The following is a 20,363-nucleotide window of genomic DNA, read 5'->3' as shown; positions in this document are numbered from 1 at the left end:
CGGGCGCCACCCGTGGCGTGGGCGTTGTCGTCGACGTCTGGCAGTCTGGTGCGGTGACGGTCTACACGCCGAGGCGCGCCGCCCGCGTGCTCCTGGTCGACGGGGCCGGTCGGTTGCTGCTGTTCCGCGGCTTCGACCCGGTCCGTCCCGAGGCCGGCCGCTGGTGGTTCACTCCGGGTGGCGGCCTGGACCCGGGCGAGACGTACGCCGAGTGCGCGGCCCGCGAACTGGCGGAGGAGACCGGATTGCGACTGACCGTGGCCGAGTTCGGCGAGCCGGTCCACACCGACGTCACGGAGTTCTCCTTCGACGGGGTGTGGTACCGGCAGGAGCAGCAGTTCTTCCTGGTCCGGGTGGCCGCCCACGAGGTCGACACGGCCGGGTTCAGCGAGGTGGAGCGGGGCAGTGTCGACGGCCACCGCTGGTGGTCGGCGCAGGAGTTGGCCACGACCGGCGAGCGCTGCTACCCGACGGATCTGGCGGCGGTGCTGGCCGACGCGTTGGCCGGCGCGGCACAGCGGAAGGGAGCCTCGGCGTGCTGACCCCGCCGCGCACGGTGGTGCGCCGCGAGGCCGGGCTCTACGCCCTGGAGCGGGCCCTGCAACGGCGCGGCTTCCGGTTCGTCGCCGGTGCCGACGAGGCCGGTCGGGGCGCGTGCGCCGGGCCGCTGGTGGCCGCCGCCGCGGTGCTGTCGGAGGGCCGCCGTGGCGAGATCGACGGTCTGGCCGACTCCAAGCTGCTCACCCCGGCGAGCCGGGAGCGGGTGTACGACGAGGTCGTCGCGCGTGCCGCGGCGTACGCCGTGGTGGTCATCCCGGCCGAGGAGGTCGACGCCCGGGGGCTGCACGTGTGCAATCTGGCCGCCCTGCGTCGGGCGCTGGCGTCGCTGACCGTCCGGCCGGAGTACGTGCTCACCGACGGCTTCGGTGTCGACGGCCTGGAGGTGCCCGGGTTGGCCGTGTGGAAGGGCGACCGGGTGGCGGCCTGCGTGGCGGCGGCGAGCGTGCTGGCCAAGGTGACCCGGGACCGGATCATGGTGGATCTGGACGCCAGGTATCCCGGCTACGGCTTCGCCGAACACAAGGGGTACATCACCGCCGAGCACACCGCGGCGTTGCGCGAACGCGGTCCGTGTCGGGAACATCGGTTCTCGTACGGCAACGTGGCCGCCGTGACCGGCCTCGACGGCCGCCCGCCGCGCTCGCGCCGACCGCTGGGCGCAAGCCCGGACGAGCCGATGGAGTGTTCAGGTGCCGCAGGGGGTACCGTCGGCGTGGCGTTGGGCGAGCAGCCTTGGCCTCCGACGCCGGTGGGGGAAGATGTGGTCATGGAAGGCGGAGTGCGATGAGCGCGGAAGATCTCGAGAAGTACGAGACCGAGATGGAGCTCCAGCTCTACCGGGAGTACCGCGACATCGTCCGTCAGTTCTCCTACGTGGTGGAGACCGAGCGGCGGTTCTACCTGGCCAATCAGGTCGACCTGCACGTGCGTAACTCCGACGGCGAGGTCTACTTCGAGGTCGAGATGCACGACGCCTGGGTGTGGGACATGTACCGCCCTGCCCGGTTTGTCAAAAATGTCCGGGTGATGACGTTCAAGGACGTCAACGTCGAGGAGTTGGAGAAGCCCGACATCTCCCTTCCCGCCGACTCCGGCTTCGGCGGCTGATCCACGTCCCGCGCTCCGGCCCGGCGCTGTCGGCGGACCCCCACCCGCCGCTGGCGTCCTCCGCGACCGGTCCATAACAGATCACCTGTCTCGGTGGGGCTTGTCCACAGCGCCTTCGGTTATCCACAGAGGAGCGCTTCGGGGTGGTCGGCCTCACCCGAGCCCGGCAGGCTCGCCGGTATGCGAACACGGTCGATCCCGCTCCGCCGGATGCTCGGTGGTCTCGTGCTGCTCATGCTGATCCCGACACCGGCGGTGCGCAGCGTGGCGACGGCCCAGCCGGCTGCTCTGCACGGTCCCGCCCCGCTGGGCGGTCCACCGCCAGCGGCGTGGCAGGTGACGGAAGGCGTCGTACCGCCCGGGGCCGCCGGTCCGTTCCGGTGGCCGGTGGACGGCACGCCGCATCCGGTACGCCGGTTCGATCCGCCGCCCCGCCCGTGGCTGTCCGGTCACCGGGGGGTCGACCTGCTCGCACCGGCCGGCGCGCCGGTCCGGGCGGCCGGTGCGGGCACGGTCCTGTTCGCCGGGATGGTCGCCGGCCGGCCGGTGATGACCGTCGGTCACGCCGACGGGCTGCGGACCACCTACGAGCCGGTCCAACCGGCGGTCGCGGCGGGCACCGTGCTGCCGGCCGGGGCCGTCCTGGGGCACCTGCTGGCCGGGCATCCCGGCTGCCCCGCCCCAGCGTGCCTGCACTGGGGGCTGCGTCGCGGGCCCGACTACCTCGATCCACTGGCCCTGCTCGGCCTCGGCCGAGCGCGCCTGCTGCCGCTCGACGGGGTCGGCGGGGTCAACGTTGAGCGAGCAGCGCGGGCAGCCGGCCGGCGAGCCGTTCGTACTCGTCGGGCGAGTTGTACACCTGCCCGCAGAGCCGCAGCCAGCCGCGTCCGTCCCAGGTCATCACCGCCACCTGGGCGGCGAGCCGCTCGGCGATCCGGGCCCGCAGCGCCCGCGCCGCGTCGATGTTCGTGGCCAGGCCCGCCGGCAACGGGATGATCCGCATGGCGACCCCGGGTCCGCCGGGGTCCGGCAGGTCGACCGGTGACACGCCGAGCGCGTCCCCCACCACCCGCTGGCCGTACGCGGCCAGTGCCGCGTTGTGCTCACGTACCCGATCGTGCCCCAGGCTGCGCAGCGTGTAGAGCCCCACCGGGGCACTGAGCCAGGCGGTGTAGTCCGCCGTCGCCTGCCACTCCACCCGCCCGGGGAAGCCCGCCTCCTGCTCCCAGGAGACCACCAACGGCTCGATCCGCTCCCGCCACGGTCGGGCGACCACGAGCACGGCGGTGCCCCGTGGGGCGTACCCCCACTTGTGCAGGTTGCCCACCCAGAAGTCGGCGCCGATGCTCTGCACCGTCGCCGGCAGCATGCCGGGCGCGTGCGCGGCGTCGACCAGCACCGACACCCCGTGCTCGCGGGCCACCCCGGCGATGGCGGCGGCCGGAAGCAACCTGGCCGTGGCCGAGGTGAGCTGGTCGATGACGAGCAGCCGGGTACGCCCGGGCCGCAGCCCGGCCCGCACGATCTGCACGACCTCCTCGTCGGTGGCGGCCAGCGGCAGCCGCAGCACCCGGTGTGTCGCCCCGGTGCGGCGGCACTCCCGCCGGACGGAGAACTCGACCGCGCCGTAGCCGTGATCGGTGGTGAGCACCTCGTCGTCGGGGCGCAGCCCGAGCGACTGGAGCACCACCGCCACACCGGTGGTCGCGTTCGTGGTCAGCGCGGTGCCGTCGGGGTCGGCGCCGAGGAAACCGGCCAGATGGCGGCGGGTGTGCGTGATCCGGTCGACCAGCCCCTGGGTGAAGAAGCGCAGCGGATCGGCCTCCATCTCGTCGCGCAGCCGCTGCTGGGCCCGCTGTACGACGATCGGCACCGCGCCGAACGAGCCGTGGTTGAGATGGCTCACCGCCGGGTCGAGGGAGAAGAGCAGCCGGCCGCCTGTGATCGGCTCGGGCGGCGGTGGGACGCTCACCGGATGATCGTAACGCCGATCGTGATCGCCTCGCGTCCGTCGGCGCCAGCCGGTGGCAGCCTCTGTGCGGTCAGGCTCGGGGATGCGCCTGCCGGTAGGCGGCCCGCAGCCGCTCCACGGAGACATGGGTGTAGAGCTGCGTGCTGGCCAGCGAGGAGTGCCCCAGCAGTTCCTGCACCGCCCGCAGGTCCGCGCCACCTTCGAGCAGGTGGGTGGCGGCTGAGTGGCGTAGCGCGTGCGGGCTGATCCGGGGCAGGCTGGCGGCGTCGGCGTACCCACCGACGATCCGGCGGGCGGTCGTCGGGTGCAGACGGCCGCCCCGAGCGCCGAGCAGCAGCGCGTCGCGGGATGCCGGGCCCGCCAACACCGGCCGCCCCTGCCGCAGCCAGTCGTCGATCGCCCGCTGGGCCGGTACCCCGTACGGCACCACCCGCTCCCGTCCGCCCTTGCCGCGTACCCGCACCACCCGCCGACCGTGGTCGACGTCCGCCACGTCGATCCCGCACGCCTCGCTGACGCGTACTCCGGTGCCGTAGAGCACTTCCAACAGCGCCCGGTCGCGCAGCAGTACGGCCTCGGCCACACGATCGGGTGAGCCCGCCGCGGCCACGGGCGGTTCGGGGTTGTCGGCCGTAGCGCGGCCGGGGGCCTCGACGAGCAGCGTGGCCTGGTCGGCGCGGAGCACGGTGGGCAGCGCGCGCTGCGGGCGGGGGCCGGCCAGCGTGGCGGCGACGTCGGTGGGCAGGAGCCCGCCGCGATGCGCCCAGGCGCTGAACGTGCGTGCCGTCGCCGCGCGTCGGGCCAGCGACGTGCGGGCAGCGCCCATCGTCCGTTGCCTCGCCAACCAACTGCGTACCGTGTCGAGGCTCAGCTCGGACACTTCGGTGCAGCCCATCCGCCCGGCATGGTCCAGCAGGGAGACCAGATCGGCGACGTACGCGCGCACCGTGTGCGCCGAGCGGTTGCGGACCGTGGCGAGGTGGCGGGCGAACTCGTCCACCGCGTCCCGCAGCTGCTCCGGCAGCGCCGCGTGCGTGGCCTGGGTGCCCCGGTCGTGAGCGTCCGAATCTCGCACGGAACCAGCGTACGGCCGGCACCGTCGCGCGATCGGCCACGACCGCTGGCTTTCACCGTTCCGGCTGCTCGGCCGGACCCGATCGGCCCGGCCGGGCAGCCAGGAGGTAGCCGTCGGCGCGGCGTACCACCAGGGCCAGTTCCTCCAGCGTGGACAGCTTGCGCAGCACCGTCCGGACGGCCAGACCGGCTCGCGCGGCGAGGGCGTCCACATCGACCGTGCCGCGCCGCGGCATCGCCTCCACGATCGCCCTCGCGTCGTCGTCGAGCAGGTCCGTGGGCCGATCCGGACCGCGCGGCACCGGTGCCAGCTCGCCGATCCGGCCCACCTCCTCCAACACCTGGTCGAGCCCGGTCACCAGGCGCGCCGTCGGCTGCTCGCGCAGCAGCTCGTGGGCGCCGACGGACATCGCCGAGGTGACCGGACCGGGCACCACCATCGCCGGCCGGTTCAGCCCGATGGCCCGTCTGGTGGTCTGGGTCGCGCCGCTGCGGGCCGCCGCCTCGACCAGCACCGTTCCCCGGGTGCCCGCCGCGATCACCCGGTTGCGGATGAGGAACCGTGGGCGCAGGGGCTCGGCCCCGGGCGGCCACTCGCTCACCAGCAGGCCGGTGTCCGCGATCCGGTCGAACAACGCGGCGTTGCCCATCGGGTAGGGGCGGTCCACGCCGCAGGCGAGCACCGCGACGGTCAGACCGTTCGCGTTCAGCGCACCACGATGCGCGGCGGCGTCGATGCCGAACGCGCCGCCGGAGACGACCGTCCAGCCCCGGTCGGCCAGGCCGTAACCGAGATCGGTGGCGATGTGAATGCCGTACGAGGTGGCAGCGCGCGCACCCACCACCGCCACGGAACGTTCCAACGCCTCGGCCAGCGGCCACGGTCCGCGTACCCAGAAGCAGAGCGGCGGTGCGGTCTCCAGATCGACCCGGCGGTGAGCGTCGGGCAGGTGCAGCCTGCGCAGTTCCTCGACCGTCGCGGGCCAGTCCTCGTCACCGGGAATGACGATGCGGGCACCGAGCCGGTCGATGTTTCCCAGCGCCTCGGCGGCGACCGACCGGGCGTCCCCGGCGCCGCTGCGCGCCGCCACGCTCTCGCGTAGCGCCTCCTGCGGGGCCCCGCCGTCGAGCAGTAGATCCAACGTGTCCACCGGTCCGAGCACGTCGACCATCCTGTGCACCGACCGCGTTCCCGGCTCCGCCAACCAGGTCAACGCCACCCGGGCCAGCACCGACTCCTCGCGCGTACTCACGTACCCTCTCCCGTTCTGAGCTGGATGGCCTCGGCGACGTCCTCCCGGTCGGGGCGTGCCCGCCCGTCCAGGTCGGCAATGGTCCACGCGAGCCGGATGACCCGGTCGAAGCCGCGCGCGGAGAGCGATCCGGCGTCGAGCCGCGATCGCAGCTCCGCGGTGTCCTGGACCGCCAACCGCCACGGCGGGCGGCGCAGCTCCGGGCCGGGTATCTCGGCGTTGAGCCGGTGACCCGATGCGGCCCACCGGGTGGCCGCCGCCGCGCGGGCCGCCGCCACCCGGGCGGCGACGACCGCAGAGGATTCGGGCGCGGTGGACTCCATCAGTTCGGCCGCGCGCATCGGTGGCAGGCGCACCTGAAGGTCGATCCGGTCGAGCAGCGGACCCGAGAGCCGGCTGAGGTAGCGGCGACGGGTCAGTGGCGGGCACTCACAGCGGTCGTCGCCGGCCGGACTGGCGCAGGGGCAGGGGTTGGCCGCGAGTACCAGTTGGGCCCGGGCCGGATATTCAGCGCCGCCCCGACTGCGGGTCAACAGCACCCGGCCGTTCTCCAACGGCTGGCGCAGTGCCTCCAGGGCGCCCTTGCTGAACTCGGGCGCCTCGTCCAGGAAGAGCACCCCGCGGTGGGCGAGGGAGACCGCGCCGGGCCGGGCCAGGCCCGGCCCGCCGCCGACGATGGACGGCACCGTCGCGGTGTGGTGCGGAGCCTGGAACGGAGGTCGACGGAGCAGCCCCGCACCCGTCGGCAACAGCCCGGCGATCGAGTGCAGCGCGGTCACCTCCAGCGCGGCGTCGTCGTCCAGGTGGGGCAGGATCGACGGCAGGCGCTCCGCGAGCATCGTCTTGCCGGCCCCTGGTGGCCCGATCAGGGCCAGATGGTGCCCGCCGGCGGCGGCGACCTCCAGGGCCCGGCGGCCGAGCCACTGCCCGGCGACCTCGACCAGATCGGGGCCGGCCGCGGTCGAGGGCGGGGCGCCGGCCGGCGGCTCGGTCAGCGGGTCACCGTCGCGGACGAAGCTGACCAACCGGTGCAGGCTGTCCACGCCGCGTACCCGTAATCCGGGCACGACCGCGGCCTCGGCGGTGTTGCCGGCCGGGACGATCACCCGTCCGACGCCGGCCTTCGCGGCTGCCGCGACCATCGGCAGGACGCCCCGCACCGGCCGCACCGTCCCGTCCAGGCCGAGTTCGCCGAGGATCACCACGTCGTCCAGTGCTGCCAGCGGCAGCTCACCGGAACCGCCGAGCAACGCCACCGCGATCGCCAGGTCGAACGCCGATCCGAACTTGGGCAGGGTGGCCGGTAGCAGGTTGAGGGTTATCCGACGGTTCGGCCAACGTTGACCGGAGTTGACCACCGCAGCCCGGACCCGGTCCCGGGCCTCGTGCAGGGCAGTGTCGGGCAGCCCGGAAATGACCACTCCGGGCAGGCCGGGCGCGAGGTCGGCCTCCACCTCCACCAGGTGCCCGGTCATTCCGACCAGCCCCACGCAGAGCACTCGGGCGTAGCTCATCAGAACGCCCCTCGGAGGTGCTCGACGTGGGCCCGGCCGGTGCCGGGCAGCAGGACCGAGATGACGTCGAAACGAATCTCGTCGGCGTTGGTGCCGGTAGTCGCCAGCCATTCGGCCGCGAGCCGACGCAGCCGGCGCGCCTTGCTCGGCACCACCGCCTCGGCGGGCGTGCCGAAGTCCGCGTTGCGGCGAGTCTTCACCTCGCAGAAGGCCAGCACCGGCCCGTCCCAGGCGATGATGTCGATCTCTCCCGACCGGCAACGCCAGTTCTGGGCCACCGGGCGCAGCCCCGTCTCGATGAGGTGGCGGACGGCGCACCGCTCTCCGTACCCGCCGACGGCCTGGTTTCGCTTGGTCATGACCGGCACCCTGCTGGCGTGGGCCGCTCTCGGCGACCCCGTGGGCGCGATCTGTGGACGACCGAGGGTGCTGTGGACAAGCGGACGATCATGCCCCGGGTGTGCTATGGCGGAGATTCCGGATCTTGCTCTCCGTACTGGGTCGAAATGGCCGCATCCCCCCTGGTCAGCGCCGGGCCAGATGGCGTCCGGCGGGCGGGTCGCATACGGTGCCGGGCGTGGACGGACGACGCAGCTTTGCCGACGATCAGGAATCGCGCTGGTACTCGGGTGAACGCGAGCATGGCTATGGCGATCCGGACTGGCGTGGCGCGGCGGAGGCGCGTTACCGCGACGACGAGACGCGCCTCGCCGATCCGCTGGCCGCCGATCTGGGGGTCGCGCCGGATCCGCGAATCGATGAGGACGACCGGTACGGCTCGGTGCGGAGCTTCGGCGGAGCGGACCCGCTGGGGGATGCCCCGGCGGAGACCGGGCGCTACCGGGCATCGCGCATGCGGCGTACCGAATCGGTGGACCCGGAGGTCTCCGGTGAACTGCCGGCAGATCGTCCCGGTCGCCGCGCCGCCCCCGAGCCGAGCCCAGCCGGAGGTGATCCCCTGGCGAGTGATTCGACCCGCTCCGCCCTGCTCGCTGGCTACCCGATCGTGGAGGGAAGGCGGGGGGCGGAGTCGGCGAACCCCTTGGAGCAGCCGACCGGACCGATGCCCTCGGTCGCTCCCCGGGCCGACCTGCCGGTGGGCGAGGCCGGACCGCACGCCGTCGCGGCGGAGGGCGGGTACCAGACGGTTGGTACGCAGCCGAGCCTGCCGGCCGGCGACGGTGTGTACCGCAGTCGGCGGCCGGTGCTCGCCGTACTGTGTGCCGTGCTGGTCGTGATCTTCGAGGTGCCGGCCCTGCGGGTGCTGCTGCACGGGGTGACCGCGGACCCGGTGTCCGCCGCCGACGTGCTGGCGGGCACGTTCCTGATGTGCGGCCTGCCGATCTTCGCGGCCGGTCTGTACGGGCTGCGGACCACCGGATTCTCGTTGACCGACGGGGCGCGGGGCTGGCTGCGTCCGCCGACCGCGTACCTGACCGTCGGCCTGGCGCTCTTCCTCGCTGCTGCCCTCGCGGTGGGCTGAGCGTTAATAAGGGGCCCTTCCTCTACACGAGGCGTTAATAAGGGGCCCTTCCTTACAGCTCAGCTGGAGGCGCGTACACTGGTCGACTGGCGACCGCCTCGTGTGGTCGACCTCGCGTGCCCTCCTCACGAGTCGTCGTGTGGCGGCGGCCTCCCTGGTCTCGATCTTGATCGGGCCCACCCTGGCCGGCGACCGGGCACCAGGCCGCCCGGCCGCCGGCCGGGCGGGACAACCAGGGACCGCAAGGAGTACAACCATGGCCGTCGTGACCATGCGTCAACTGCTGGAGAGCGGTGTTCACTTCGGGCACCAGACCCGGCGCTGGAACCCCAAGATGAAGCGCTTCATCTTCACCGAGCGCAACGGCATCTACATCATCGACCTGCGCCAGACTCTCGACTACATCGAGAAGGCGTACGAGTTCGTGCGCAACACGGTGGCCGAGGGCGGCAGCATCCTCTTCGTCGGCACCAAGAAGCAGGCCCAGGAGGCGATCGCCGAGCAGGCGACCCGGGTCGGCCAGCCGTACGTCAACCACCGCTGGCTCGGCGGCATGCTGACCAACTTCCAGACGGTGTACAAGCGGCTCCAGCGGATGAAGGAGTTGGAGGCGATCGGTGACCTGAGCGGCACCGCCGCCGGTTACACCAAGAAGGAGACCCTGCAGCTCTCCCGCGAGAAGGTGAAGCTGTCCCGCACCCTGGGCGGCCTGCGGGACATGCAGAAGCTGCCGGCCGCGGTCTGGGTGGTCGACACCAAGAAGGAGCACATCGCCGTCGACGAGGCCCGCAAGCTGGGCATTCCGGTGATCGCCGTGCTCGACACCAACTGCGACCCGGACGAGGTCGACTTCCCGATCCCGGGTAACGACGACGCGATCCGCTCGGCCGAGCTGCTGACCAAGGTGGTCGCCGCGGCCGTCGCCGACGGTCTGATCACCCGGTCCGGCCGTCGCCGGGGCGGCGACGAGAAGCCGGAGGCCGGGGTCGCCACCGACGAGCCGCTGGCTGAGTGGGAGCGTGAGCTGCTCGAGGAGCCCAAGAAGGCCGAGGAGCCGAAGGCCGAGGAGCAGCAGCCGGCCGAGCAGCCGGCCGCCGTCGCGGGTCAGTGACCCACCGTCGCCGGCCACCGTTGCTGATGGTGGCCGGCGACGGCCAGACCGGGCACGAACCTCCCGGATCCGGGTAACTGGCACCTCAGACCATTCCACCGCAATCTCAAGACCGAAGAGAGAGTCATGTCCCAGATCACCGCGGCGGACGTCAAGAAGCTCCGCGACCTGACCGGCGCCGGCATGATGGACAGCAAGAAGGCCCTGACCGAGGCCGAGGGCGACTTCGACAAGGCCGTCGAGATCCTGCGCGTCAAGGGCGCCAAGGATGTCGGCAAGCGCGCCAGCCGCACCGCCGCCAACGGGCTCATCGCCCACGCCGGTCAGGCCCTGCTCGAGCTCAACTGCGAGACCGACTTCGTGGCCAAGAACGAGGCCTTCATCGCGCTGGCCCAGCGGCTGGTCGAGCACGGCGAGCGTTCCGGCGTGAGCAACGCCGAGGAGCTGCTGGCCAGCGAGGTCGACGGCCGGCCCGTCGCGGACCTGGTCCAGGAGCAGTCGGCCAAGATCGGCGAGAAGCTGGTGCTGAACCGCTTTGCCAAGGTCGACGGCACCGTCGCGGTCTACCTGCACCGCAAGGCGCAGGACCTGCCCCCGGCGGTCGGCGTGCTGGTGCAGTACTCCGGCAAGACCGACGAGGCGGGCGACGCCGACGCGCGCGGCACGGCCATGCAGATCGCCGCGATGCGTCCGCAGTACCTCACCCGCGACGAGGTGCCGGCCGAGGTCGTCGAGTCCGAGCGGCGTGTCGCCGAGCAGACCGCCCGCGAGGAGAACAAGCCGGAGGCGGCGCTGCCGAAGATCGTCGAGGGTCGGGTGAACGCCTTCTTCAAGGACTTCGTCCTGCTGGAGCAGGCGTCGGTCACCGACAACAAGAAGACGGTGAAGCAGGTGCTGGCGGAGGCCGGTATCGAGGTCACCCGCTTCGTGCGGTTCGAGGTCGGCCAGGCCTGACGCCGCCGGCCGGGCGTGCCACGCCCGTGGGCTGAGCAACGACACGACGAGGAGGCTGCCGGTGTACGCGACAGACACCGCCGCCTCCTCGTCCCATAAGGTCGGCAAGGGCAGGTACGCACCCGGGCGCTGGGGAAGGGCGGGCGGATGACGCAGGTTGTGAAGGACCGTACGTTGGCGGCGGATAACCCGACGGCACCACCGCCCGGTCGGGCGCGGCGGGTGGTGCTGAAGCTCTCCGGCGAGGTGTTCGGCGGCGGGGCGATCGGCGTCGACCCGGACGTCGTTCAGGCCATCGCCCGTCAGATCGCCACCGTGGTGCGCCGGGGGGTTCAGGTCTCCGTCGTGGTCGGCGGCGGCAACTTTTTCCGCGGGGCGGAACTGCAGAAGCGGGGCATGGACCGGGCCCGGGCGGACTACATGGGCATGCTCGGCACGGTGATGAACTGCCTCGCCCTCCAGGACTTCCTGGAGAAGGAGGGCATCGAGACCCGGGTGCAGAGCGCCATCACGATGGCCCAGGTCGCCGAGCCGTACATCCCGTTGCGGGCGATCCGGCACCTGGAGAAGGGCCGCGTGGTCATCTTCGGCGCCGGGGCGGGGATGCCGTACTTCTCCACCGACACGGTGGCCGCCCAGCGTGCGTTGGAGATCCACGCGGACGTGGTGCTGATGAGCAAGAACGGCGTCGACGGCGTCTACACGGCCGACCCCCGGGTCGACCCGGCCGCCAGCAAGTTCGACTCGATCACCTTCTCCGAGGTGCTGCGGCGCAACCTTCGGGTCGCCGACGCGGCGGCCTTCAGTCTCTGCATGGAGAACGGCCTGCCGATGCTGGTCTTCGGCGCGCAAGGCGAGGACACCATCGTCCGCGCGGTGGGCGGCGAGCAGATCGGCACGCTGATCACCACCTGAGCCGCCGCCGTTTCGACCCCGGCGCCCGACGACCCGACAAGCCCACGACGAGCACAAGAAGGAGGCGAGGAGAGCGGTGATCGACGACACCCTCCTCGAGGCCGAGGAGAAGATGGAGCGTGCGGTCGAGCACGCCAAGGAGGAGTTCGGCGCCATCCGCACCGGTCGCGCCAATCCGGGCATGTTCTCCAAGATCATCATCGACTACTACGGCAGTCCGACGCCGCTGACCCAGATGGCGTCGGTGGGGATTCCCGAGCCGCGAATGGCCATCGTCAAGCCGTACGACACCTCGCAGATCAACGCCATGGAGAAGGCGATCCGCGACTCGGACCTCGGGGTCAACCCGACCAACGAGGGTAACCAGCTGCGCATCCTGCTCCCGCAGATGACCGAGGAGCGGCGCCGGGACATGATCAAGGTCGTCCGCCACAAGGCTGAGGAGGCCAAGGTCGCCATCCGCAACATCCGGCGCAAGGGCAAGGAAGAGCTGGACCGGCTGGTCAAGGACGGCGAGGTCGGCGAGGACGAGGGCCGCCGCGCGGAGAAGGAACTGGACGACCTCACCCAGCGCTACGTCGCCCACGTCGACGAGCTGGTCAAGCACAAGGAAGCCGAACTCCTGGAGGTCTGACCCCCTCGCGGCGGGGGCCGAGGGCGGGACTGGTACGTCCTGCGGGGCGGGGAGGTGCAGTAGGCTCGGCACGATTCCCGGTGACCCGGCGATGAACGGTGGGGATCGGCCGGCCGACGGGCCGGAGAATCAGACGGAGCGCCTCGCGCGGGTAGGGATGGTAGTGGCTGTGCGTCAAGTCGTGGATCTCGTACCGCTCCCATCTGGTGCGTGATGTCCCACCTCGACCCCTACGGTGGCGCCGAGGCCCGCGGCCGGGAACGCCCGGTGTCGCTGCCCTGGCCCGACCCGGAACTCGACCCCGACCCGTGGAACCGGGACCCGCGACCCGCGACCGAGCGGTACGAGGTGAACGGGCACCGGGACCTGGACCTGGACCTGGACCACGAGCAGGCACCCACGGCGCAGTTCGCTCCGGTGCGTGTCGGTGCGGCTCCGGACCACGAGGAGGCCCCCACCGCGCAGATCCCGCCGGTACGCGTCGGCGCGGACCTGGATCACGAGGAGGCGTCGGTGCGCGCTGCCGACGAGCCGGAGCCCGACGAACAGCCGACGCCGGGCAAGCGCCACCGTGGTCGGCGCCGCGCTGGCGCCGGCCGACCGGCCAGTCAGCAGAAGTCGTCCGGTCGCGCCGGTCGTAACCTGCCGGCGGCGATCTCGGTCGGGGTGTGCCTGGGGGCGGCGGTCCTGTTGCCGCTGTTCCTTTACACCCCGGCCTTCCTGCTGGTGCTCGCCGCGGCCTTCGGCATCGGCATCTGGGAGTTGTCCCGAGCGGTGCGCCGCAGCGGTGCGCAGGTGCCGCTGGTGCCGCTGATCGCCGGTGGGGTGCTCACCGTTACGATGGCCTGGTTCGCCGGCCCGGACGCGCTCCTGCTCGGCCTGCTGGTCACGGTCGCCGGCACGTTGGTCTGGCGGCTCGGTGACGGCATCGCCAACTTCCGGCGGGACGCCACCGCGGCCACCCTGATCGCGGTGTACGTGCCCTTCCTCGGCGGCTTCGCCGCCCTGCTCGCCTCGTCCCCCGGCGACGGGGACCTGCGGGTGCTGGTGACCCTCGTCGCCGTGGTGCTCTCCGACACCGGCGGGTACGCGGCCGGGGCCAACTTCGGCAAGCACCCGATGGCGCCGGCGATCAGCCCGAAGAAGTCCTGGGAGGGGTTCGCCGGCTCGGTCGGAGCCGCTGCGCTGGGCAGCGCCCTGCTGCTCTGGCTGCTGTTCGATGTGGCCCCCTGGTGGGGTGCCGTGTTCGGGCTGGCGATCGCGGTCGCCGCGGTCCTCGGTGACCTGGCCGAGTCCATGATCAAACGTGATCTCGGCGTGAAGGACATGAGTAATCTGCTGCCCGGCCACGGTGGTCTGATGGACCGGCTCGACTCGGTCCTGTTCGCCGTGCCCACCGCGTACCTGCTGCTCGTGGTCTTTGTTCCGGCGGTGGGCTGAGGCATGGATCACGCTGGCGCAGCCGGGGCGCGGAGGCGATCGGAGCGGATTCGCCCCCCGCGGGCGGGTACGTTCCGTGCCGGGCGTGCCAGACTGGACGGGCCATGACGAGCCTGCCCCTGATCCCGGTCGACCCGGACGCGCCCGGCGCGCGCCGGGCGGCAATGCCCCCGCAGCACCTCGCCGATCTGGACCTGGCCGGCCGGAAGGCCCTGGTCACCGAGCTGGGTGAGCCGGCGTTCCGCGCCGGACAGGTCTCCACCCACTACTTCGGCCGGCTGGTCCGCGACCCGGCGCTGATGACCGACCTACCGGCGGCGTCCCGCGAGCGGTTGGCCGACCAGCTGCTGCCCCGGCTGCTCAACCCGGTGCGGGAGTTGGCCTGCGACGAGGGGGCGACGCGCAAGGCGCTCTGGCGGCTGCACGACGGGTCGTTGGTGGAGAGCGTGCTGATGGGCTATCCGGACCGGATCACCGTCTGCATCTCCAGCCAGGCCGGATGCGGCATGGCCTGCCCGTTCTGCGCGACCGGCCAGGCGGGGCTGACCCGTAACCTCTCCACCGCCGAGATCGTCGACCAGGCGGTGTACCTGGCCGGTGTGGCCGCCTCCGGCGTGGTGGCCGGGTCGCCGCCGAGGCTGTCGCACGTGGTCTTCATGGGCATGGGGGAGCCGCTGGCGAACTACAACCGGGTGGTGGCGGCGATCCGCCGGCTGGTCGCGCCGGCACCGGAGGGGCTCGGGCTGTCGCAGCGGCACATCACCGTTTCCACGGTCGGGCTGGTGCCGGCCATCCACCGACTGGCCAGCGAAGACCTCTCGGTGACCCTTGCGTTGTCGCTGCACGCCCCCGATGATGAGCTGCGCGACGAACTCGTGCCGGTCAACCAGCGCTGGAAGGTGTCCGAGGTGCTGGACGCAGCGTGGGCCTACGCGGCTCGCACGGGGCGTCGCGTGTCGATCGAGTACGCGATGATCAAGGACGTGAACGACCAGCCGTGGCGAGCCGATCTACTCGGGCGGCTGCTGGCCGGCAAGCTGGCCCACGTGAACCTGATCCCGCTCAACCCGACTCCGGGCAGTCGCTGGGACGCCAGCCCGAAGCCGGTCGAGCGGGAGTTCGTCCGGCGGTTGCGCGACGCCGGGGTGTCCACCACGGTGCGGGACACCCGAGGCCGCGAGATCGACGGAGCGTGTGGGCAACTGGCCGCTGCGGAGGACACAGGCACCGACCCGGCCGGGGAGAGTTCGGCGTGACCGGGCGTGGCGAACGAGACCAGGAGACATAGTGGCGAGTCAGGGTCAGCGTTTCCGGCGTAAGGCGCTCCGCCGGGGATACAAGGTTGACGAGGTGGACGCCTTCCTGGACCGCGTCGAGGCGACCCTGGCCGGCCAGCCGGTCGGAGCTCCGGTGGCCTCCCAGGAGGTCCACGACGTCGTCTTCCGGGTTCGCTTCAACGGTTATGACGAGTGGCAGGTCGACCTGCACCTCGACCGGGTCGAACGACAGTTGGCCGAGATGGAGGAGCGCGGCGCGGGCCGTGCCGTCGGCGATTCCCGGATGGGCCCGCCGGACCGGATGGGGGGGCCGCCGATGCGCGAGGACCGCGGCATGTCGCCGGTGCCGCAGCCGCCGATGCCACCCCGGTCGATGCCCGCACAGGCCGGCCCGCCGTACGGTCGCTACGACGAGCCGACCGGCGCCTTCGCCGGCGGCTACGACGCCCCCCGGGGCGGTTACGACGCGCCGCGCGGCCCCGCCGGTCCGATGGGCCCACCGGGCGCTCCGATGGGCCACGGCGGCCCGCCGCCGCGCGGCCTGCCCGCCGGCCCCGGTGGTTACGGTTCCCCCGACGGCCCCGGCGGCTATGGCCCCTCGGACGGCCCCGGTGGCTACGGTTCCCCCGACGGGCCGGGTGGTTACGGTTCGCCGGACGGCCCCGGTGGTTACGGTTCCTCCGACGGGCCGGGTGGTTACGGTTCGCCGGACGGCCCCGGCGGTTACGGTTCCTCCGACGGGCCGGGTGGTTATGGTCCGCCGGACGGCCCCGGCGGTTACGGCTCCTCTGACAGGCCGGGTGGTTACGGTCCGCCAGATGGACCGGGTGGTTACGGTCCGCCGGACGAGCAGCGCTTCGACGGCTTCGAGGCGGGCCGGCACGGCCGGGCCGACATGACCGCGGAGATCCGGATGCCGGACCGTCGCGGCCCCGCCGGGCCTCCCGGCGTGCCGCAACAGGCGCTCGGTGGGCCGTCGATGGCCGGGCCATCGCCGATGGCGGGTCCGCCCGCGATGGGTGGAGCGCCGATGGGTGGGCCGCCGATGGCCGGACCGCCCGGCAGCGATCTCTATCGAGTGGATCAGATCCGACGTAGTTTCCAGGTACGCCGGTTCGGCAGCGGGTACGACCCCGACCAGGTGGACCGGTTCTTCGAGAGCCTGCTCGGCGGGATGGCCGGGCGTAACCCGATGCCGGTGAACCCGAAGGACCTGGACACCCTGCGCTTCGGGCTGGTGCAGGGCGGCTACTTCGAGGCCGAGGTCGACGCCGCGCTGAAGAACGTCCAGGACATCCTCTTCGGCCGCTGACAGCCACGACGAAGGGCCCGCCTCCGCGACCGGGGGCGGGCCTTCGTACGTCGTTCTTCGGTGTTGCGCCCGGCGGTCAGGACCGCAGGCCGTTGCGGCGCAGCACCGCGTCGCCGATCACGACCAGCAGTAGGAACGCGGCCAGGCCGATCAGCCAGAGGTCCTCGACCCTGCCCTCGTGGTTGCCGCAGAGCATCGCCAACAGCGCGAGCGCGGTGAGAACCGCGCCGATCCGCCCGGCCTTGCGGTGCCCGGGCTTGTGCTGATCTGGCGACGTTACCGGCTCGCTTCCCGCCACTGTCGGTCCTTCCTCGCGTTGGGATCTCCGGCTAGTCTGGCATGCCCTGCCTGCGGGGACCTGCGGTGGGGCGGACACGGGCGGTCGGACGCCTGGGACCTTCGGCCCGTCTCGATGAGACGAGCGGGTATGGCGGCGTCGCGGGGCGGCGACCACACTGCCTCCGGTAGCGTTTCGGCGTACGCCTTTGATTTGTCTTTTTGAGGGGGAACTGCGGTGCGAGTGACCGGTACCGGGCACGCGAGCATGCGGATCGACACGGCTGCGGGCAGCATCCTGTGCGACCCGTGGGTCAACCCGGCCTACTTTGCCTCCTGGTTCCCGTTCCCGGACAATTCCCAGCTCGACTGGGAGGCGCTCGGCGACGTCGACTACCTGTACGTCTCCCACCTGCACCGGGACCACTTCGACGCGGCGCACCTGAAGCGGTACGTGTCGAAGAAGGCGACCGTGCTGCTGCCCGAGTTCCCCACCTCGGAGATGGAGGACGAGTTCCGCGAGCTGGGCTTCACGAAGTTCCTGAAGACCCGCAACGAGGAGGTCGTCGAGCTGGACGGCGGCCTCAAGATCATGATCCAGGCGTTGACCAGCCCGACCGACGGCCCGATCGGTGACTCGTCACTCTGGGTGGAGTACGACGGCATCCGACTGCTCAACCAGAACGACGCCCGGCCCACCGACCTGAGCACCTTCGCCGAGTTGGGCCACGTGCACGCGCACATGCTCCAGTTCTCCGGGGCGATCTGGTACCCGATGGTCTACGAGCTGCCGCAGGCGGCGAAGACCGCGTTCGGCAAGCAGAAGCGGGAGCGGCAGTTCGACCGCACCTGGCGCTACATCGACGACCTGAAGGCCGACCACGTCTTCCCGATCGCCGGCCCGCCCTGCTTCCTCGACGACGAGTTGTGGCAGTTCAACGACATCTTCGACGACGAGGGGAACATCTTCCCCGACCAGTCGGTCTTCCTGACCGAGTACGCCAAGGTCGGTGGGACCAACGGCATCGTGCTGCTGCCCGGCAGCGTCTCCGAGATCACCACCTCCGGGGCGGCCACCACGCACCCGGTGCCGGTGGAGGAGTTCTTCGCGGACAAGGCCGCGCACCTGGCGGAGATGCGCGAGCGCAAGCGGCCGATCATCGAGGCGGAGAAGGCGTCCTGGCGGCACCCCGAGGTCGACGTGCTCAAGGAGATGAAGCGGCGCATCGAGCCGCTGCTCGACGAGTCGATCTACCTGGCCAAGGGCGTGGGCGGGCCGGTGCGCTTCGACCTGGTCGGTTACGACGGCGAGAGCGTCGAGTCGATCGTGGTGGACTTCCCGGGCAAGCAGGTGCGGCCGTACGCGGACGAGAAGGTGCGCTACCGGTTCCGTACCGAGCGGGCGCTGGTGGAGCACCTGTTCCACATCGGCGAGGTGGACTGGGTCAACTCGCTCTTCCTGTCCTGCCGCTTCTCGGCGGCCCGGATCGGGCAGTACAACGAGTTCGTGTACGCCTTCTTCAAGTGCCTGTCCAGTGAGCGCCTCCAGTACGCCGAGGGCTGGTACGACGAGCACGAGCGGGCGGTCGACGCTGAGGACATCACCATCGGCGACTGGACGGTGCAGCGGCGCTGCCCGCACCTGAAGGCGGACCTGAGCCGTTTCGGCATCGTCGAGGGCGACCAGCTCACCTGCCAGCTGCACGGGTGGCGTTTCGACCTGCCCAGCGGTCGCTGCCTCACCAGTGTCGGCCACAAGATCCGCGCGCACCGCGTCGGCGAGGAGGCACCGGTCTCGGAGACCGCACAGTCGAGCTGAGTTCGCTGCTTTGTTAAGAAGGGGCCCCTTTACTACGCCAGGCGTTAAGAAGGGGCCCTTCCTTACATCTCGGCGAGGATGCGGCGGGCGGCGTTGTGGCCGGCGGCGCCGATGACGCTGCCCGCAGGGTGGCAGCCCGCGCTGCCGGCATACACCCCTTCGACGCCGGTGGCGTACGGCATCCGGTCCGTGAACGAGACGGTGTTGTCGACGTGGTGGATGTGCCCGCCGGTGATACCGAAGTGCGCCTCGATGCCGGGCGGGGGCAGCGGCACCGCGTCGGCGATCAGGTCACCGGTGCCCGGGGCGTACCGCTCGCAGATCTCCACCAGCCGCTCGACGTACCCGGGCAGGGCCGCGTCCCAGGTGGTGCCGGCCAGCTCGTACGGCACCGACTGGACGAACAGCGCCGACGAGTGGTGCCCGGCCGGGTCGGCCAGCGACTCATCGACGGTGGTGTGCAGGTACCACTCGATGGTCGGCTCCGCCGGCAGCCGCCCGGCCCGCACGTCGGCCCACATCGCGCGTAGCGCCGCCATCGGCGACTCGCCCCCGCCGCCGGTCAGCGACGCCGAGCCGGGCAGCAGGTGGATGGTGGACCCGAACGGGCTCGGCGCGCCCTCCGGCAGGCAGGAGAAGCGGGGCAGGCCGCGCAGCGCCAGGTTGAGCTTGAGGGTGGTGCCGGTGCGTCGGACCGCCGCCATCCGCTCGGTCAGCGCGGCCGGCAGCGCGCCGTCGGGCAACAGCTCCATCAGCCGGTACGGGTCGCATGCGCCGAGCACCACCTCGGCGGCGACCTGGCGCCCGTCGGCCAGCACGACACCGGAGGCGGCGCCGCCGTCGAGGGTGATCGCGGTGACCCGTGCGCCGGTGACGATCCGGGCGCCGGCGGCGCGGGCCGCGTCGGCGAAGACTCCCGACACGGTGCCCATGCCGCCCTCGGCGATCATCCAGGTGCCGCCCGAGCCGGGTAGCCGGGCCATGTTGTGCACCAGGAAGTTGTGCCCGGTGCCCGGGTCGTCCGGGCCGGCGTTGAGCCCGGACAGCCCGTCGGTGACCGCGTACATGCTGACCAGCAACTCGGAGCGGAACTCGAAGCGGGCCAGGTAGTCGGCGACCGAGCCGCGTACCAGGTCCACGAAGACCTGTTGCAGCGCGGGCCGGACGTAGCGCTGCGCGGTCTCCTCCACCGGCAGCGGCTCGGCCAGCCAGGCCGGCGCGAGGTCCTCCCGCAGCGCGGCCAGCTCGGCCTGCAGCGCGTCGTCGGCGGCCACGTCGGCGGGGGAGAAGAACTCGGCGAGCTGCGCGCGGCTCGCCGCGGTGTCGGTGCCGAAGAGCAGGTACGGCGAACCGACGCCGCCCGGGGTGGGCAGGAAGTAGTGCGGGTCGCGGCGCAGCACCGGGATGCGCACGTCGAGCGTGGCGAGCAGCTCCGGCGGCATCAGCCCGAGCAGGTACGACCCGGTGGAGTGCCGCAGCTCGGGCACCTTGGGGAACGGGTTCTCAGTGCGGGTAGCCCCACCGATCACCTCGGCGGACTCCAGCACCAGCACGTCCAGCCCGGCGCGGGCCAGCAGGATCGCCGACACCAACCCGTTGTGCCCCGACCCGACCACCACCACGTCGACCCGGCTTGGCAGCTCACCCGTCATCCCCGCACC

Annotated in this window: 19 protein-coding genes and 1 pseudogene; 13 read left to right on the top strand and 7 right to left on the bottom strand. The window is 72.0% G+C overall.

Annotated features, from left to right (window positions below; genetic code table 11):
* Positions 1-53: 53 nt before the first annotated feature.
* From IEY61_RS10800 to IEY61_RS10785, 4 genes and pseudogenes are all read left to right on the top strand, one after another.
* Positions 54-542 carry an NUDIX hydrolase gene (locus IEY61_RS10800; RefSeq protein ID WP_189043114.1) on the top strand — a complete coding sequence of 163 codons (489 nt, stop codon included), beginning with the start codon at positions 54-56 and terminating at the stop codon, positions 540-542.
* Complete coding sequence (locus IEY61_RS10795) at positions 536-1,348, top strand: ribonuclease HII (protein WP_189043112.1); 813 nt, start codon at positions 536-538, stop codon at positions 1,346-1,348. The genes IEY61_RS10800 and IEY61_RS10795 overlap by 7 nt, the downstream gene beginning before the upstream one ends.
* Positions 1,345-1,668 carry a DUF2469 domain-containing protein gene (locus tag IEY61_RS10790; protein ID WP_007075222.1) on the top strand — a complete coding sequence of 108 codons (324 nt, stop codon included), beginning with the start codon at positions 1,345-1,347 and terminating at the stop codon, positions 1,666-1,668. The genes IEY61_RS10795 and IEY61_RS10790 overlap by 4 nt, the downstream gene beginning before the upstream one ends.
* A gap of 180 nt (positions 1,669-1,848) precedes the next feature.
* Positions 1,849-2,448 (top strand): annotated as a pseudogene (locus tag IEY61_RS10785) (murein hydrolase activator EnvC family protein); the annotation flags it as partial.
* 10 nt (positions 2,449-2,458) lie between these two features.
* On the opposite strand, the gene IEY61_RS10780 reads toward IEY61_RS10785, so the two are convergent.
* The 5 genes from IEY61_RS10780 to IEY61_RS10760 all read right to left on the bottom strand — a co-directional run bounded on the left by IEY61_RS10780 (position 2,459) and on the right by IEY61_RS10760 (position 7,840).
* Entirely contained in the window at positions 2,459-3,640 is a 1,182-nt protein-coding gene (locus IEY61_RS10780) for an aminotransferase class V-fold PLP-dependent enzyme (RefSeq protein ID WP_189043110.1), read from the bottom strand.
* A gap of 70 nt (positions 3,641-3,710) precedes the next feature.
* Positions 3,711-4,715 carry a tyrosine recombinase XerC gene (locus IEY61_RS10775; RefSeq protein ID WP_189043108.1) on the bottom strand — a complete coding sequence of 335 codons (1,005 nt, stop codon included), beginning with the start codon at positions 4,713-4,715 and terminating at the stop codon, positions 3,711-3,713.
* 52 nt (positions 4,716-4,767) lie between these two features.
* Positions 4,768-5,967 (bottom strand): DNA-processing protein DprA, encoded by a 1,200-nt coding sequence (locus IEY61_RS10770; protein ID WP_229705814.1) that lies wholly within the window; start codon positions 5,965-5,967, stop codon positions 4,768-4,770.
* Positions 5,964-7,481: a YifB family Mg chelatase-like AAA ATPase gene (locus IEY61_RS10765; RefSeq protein ID WP_189043106.1), complete on the bottom strand. Its 1,518-nt coding sequence runs from the start codon at positions 7,479-7,481 to the stop codon at positions 5,964-5,966. Before IEY61_RS10765 ends, IEY61_RS10770 begins: the two co-directional genes overlap by 4 nt.
* Positions 7,481-7,840 carry a YraN family protein gene (locus IEY61_RS10760; RefSeq protein ID WP_189043104.1) on the bottom strand — a complete coding sequence of 120 codons (360 nt, stop codon included), beginning with the start codon at positions 7,838-7,840 and terminating at the stop codon, positions 7,481-7,483. The genes IEY61_RS10765 and IEY61_RS10760 overlap by 1 nt, the downstream gene beginning before the upstream one ends.
* Positions 7,841-8,058: 218 nt before the next feature.
* On the opposite strand from IEY61_RS10760, the gene IEY61_RS10755 reads away from it, so the two are divergent.
* The 8 genes from IEY61_RS10755 (at position 8,059) to IEY61_RS10720 (ending at position 16,607) form a co-directional block, all read left to right on the top strand.
* Entirely contained in the window at positions 8,059-8,964 is a 906-nt protein-coding gene (locus tag IEY61_RS10755) for a hypothetical protein (RefSeq protein WP_229705813.1), read from the top strand.
* A gap of 256 nt (positions 8,965-9,220) precedes the next feature.
* Positions 9,221-10,075 carry a 30S ribosomal protein S2 gene (gene rpsB, locus IEY61_RS10750; protein ID WP_189043100.1) on the top strand — a complete coding sequence of 285 codons (855 nt, stop codon included), beginning with the start codon at positions 9,221-9,223 and terminating at the stop codon, positions 10,073-10,075.
* A gap of 126 nt (positions 10,076-10,201) precedes the next feature.
* Positions 10,202-11,029, top strand: coding sequence for a translation elongation factor Ts (tsf, locus tag IEY61_RS10745; RefSeq protein WP_189043098.1), 828 nt, complete (start codon positions 10,202-10,204; stop codon positions 11,027-11,029).
* 147 nt (positions 11,030-11,176) lie between these two features.
* Positions 11,177-11,944 carry a UMP kinase gene (gene pyrH, locus IEY61_RS10740; protein WP_229705812.1) on the top strand — a complete coding sequence of 256 codons (768 nt, stop codon included), beginning with the start codon at positions 11,177-11,179 and terminating at the stop codon, positions 11,942-11,944.
* Between the two features lie 76 nt (positions 11,945-12,020).
* Entirely contained in the window at positions 12,021-12,578 is a 558-nt protein-coding gene (gene frr, locus IEY61_RS10735; protein ID WP_189043096.1) for a ribosome recycling factor, read from the top strand.
* Positions 12,579-12,791: 213 nt separating this feature from the next.
* Entirely contained in the window at positions 12,792-14,018 is a 1,227-nt protein-coding gene (locus tag IEY61_RS10730; RefSeq protein WP_189043336.1) for a phosphatidate cytidylyltransferase, read from the top strand.
* 104 nt (positions 14,019-14,122) lie between these two features.
* The gene (rlmN, locus tag IEY61_RS10725; RefSeq protein ID WP_189043094.1) at positions 14,123-15,274 is read left to right on the top strand and encodes a dual-specificity RNA methyltransferase RlmN; all 1,152 of its coding nucleotides are present in this window, start codon (positions 14,123-14,125) and stop codon (positions 15,272-15,274) included.
* 31 nt (positions 15,275-15,305) lie between these two features.
* Complete coding sequence (locus IEY61_RS10720) at positions 15,306-16,607, top strand: DivIVA domain-containing protein (RefSeq protein ID WP_189043092.1); 1,302 nt, start codon at positions 15,306-15,308, stop codon at positions 16,605-16,607.
* 76 nt (positions 16,608-16,683) lie between these two features.
* Here IEY61_RS10720 and IEY61_RS10715 read toward each other — a convergent pair whose 3' ends face one another.
* The gene (locus tag IEY61_RS10715) at positions 16,684-16,905 is read right to left on the bottom strand and encodes a DUF2631 domain-containing protein (RefSeq protein ID WP_189043090.1); all 222 of its coding nucleotides are present in this window, start codon (positions 16,903-16,905) and stop codon (positions 16,684-16,686) included.
* A 216-nt stretch (positions 16,906-17,121) separates the two neighbouring features.
* On the opposite strand from IEY61_RS10715, the gene IEY61_RS10710 reads away from it, so the two are divergent.
* On the top strand, positions 17,122-18,702 hold the full coding sequence (locus IEY61_RS10710) for a Rieske 2Fe-2S domain-containing protein (protein ID WP_189043088.1): 1,581 nt from the start codon (positions 17,122-17,124) through the stop codon (positions 18,700-18,702).
* Positions 18,703-18,764: 62 nt separating this feature from the next.
* Here the strand turns inward: IEY61_RS10710 and IEY61_RS10705 are convergent, their stop codons facing one another.
* A complete protein-coding gene (locus tag IEY61_RS10705) occupies positions 18,765-20,354 on the bottom strand; it encodes a phytoene desaturase family protein (RefSeq protein ID WP_189043085.1) in 1,590 nt (529 codons plus the stop codon).
* Between the last annotated feature and the right edge of the window lie 9 nt (positions 20,355-20,363).

It is taken from the genome of Micromonospora sonchi (assembly GCF_014646235.1).
In the GTDB taxonomy this organism is placed as follows: Bacteria; Actinomycetota; Actinomycetes; order Mycobacteriales; family Micromonosporaceae; genus Micromonospora; species Micromonospora sonchi.
This window is presented reverse-complemented; position numbering and strand designations above follow the sequence as displayed.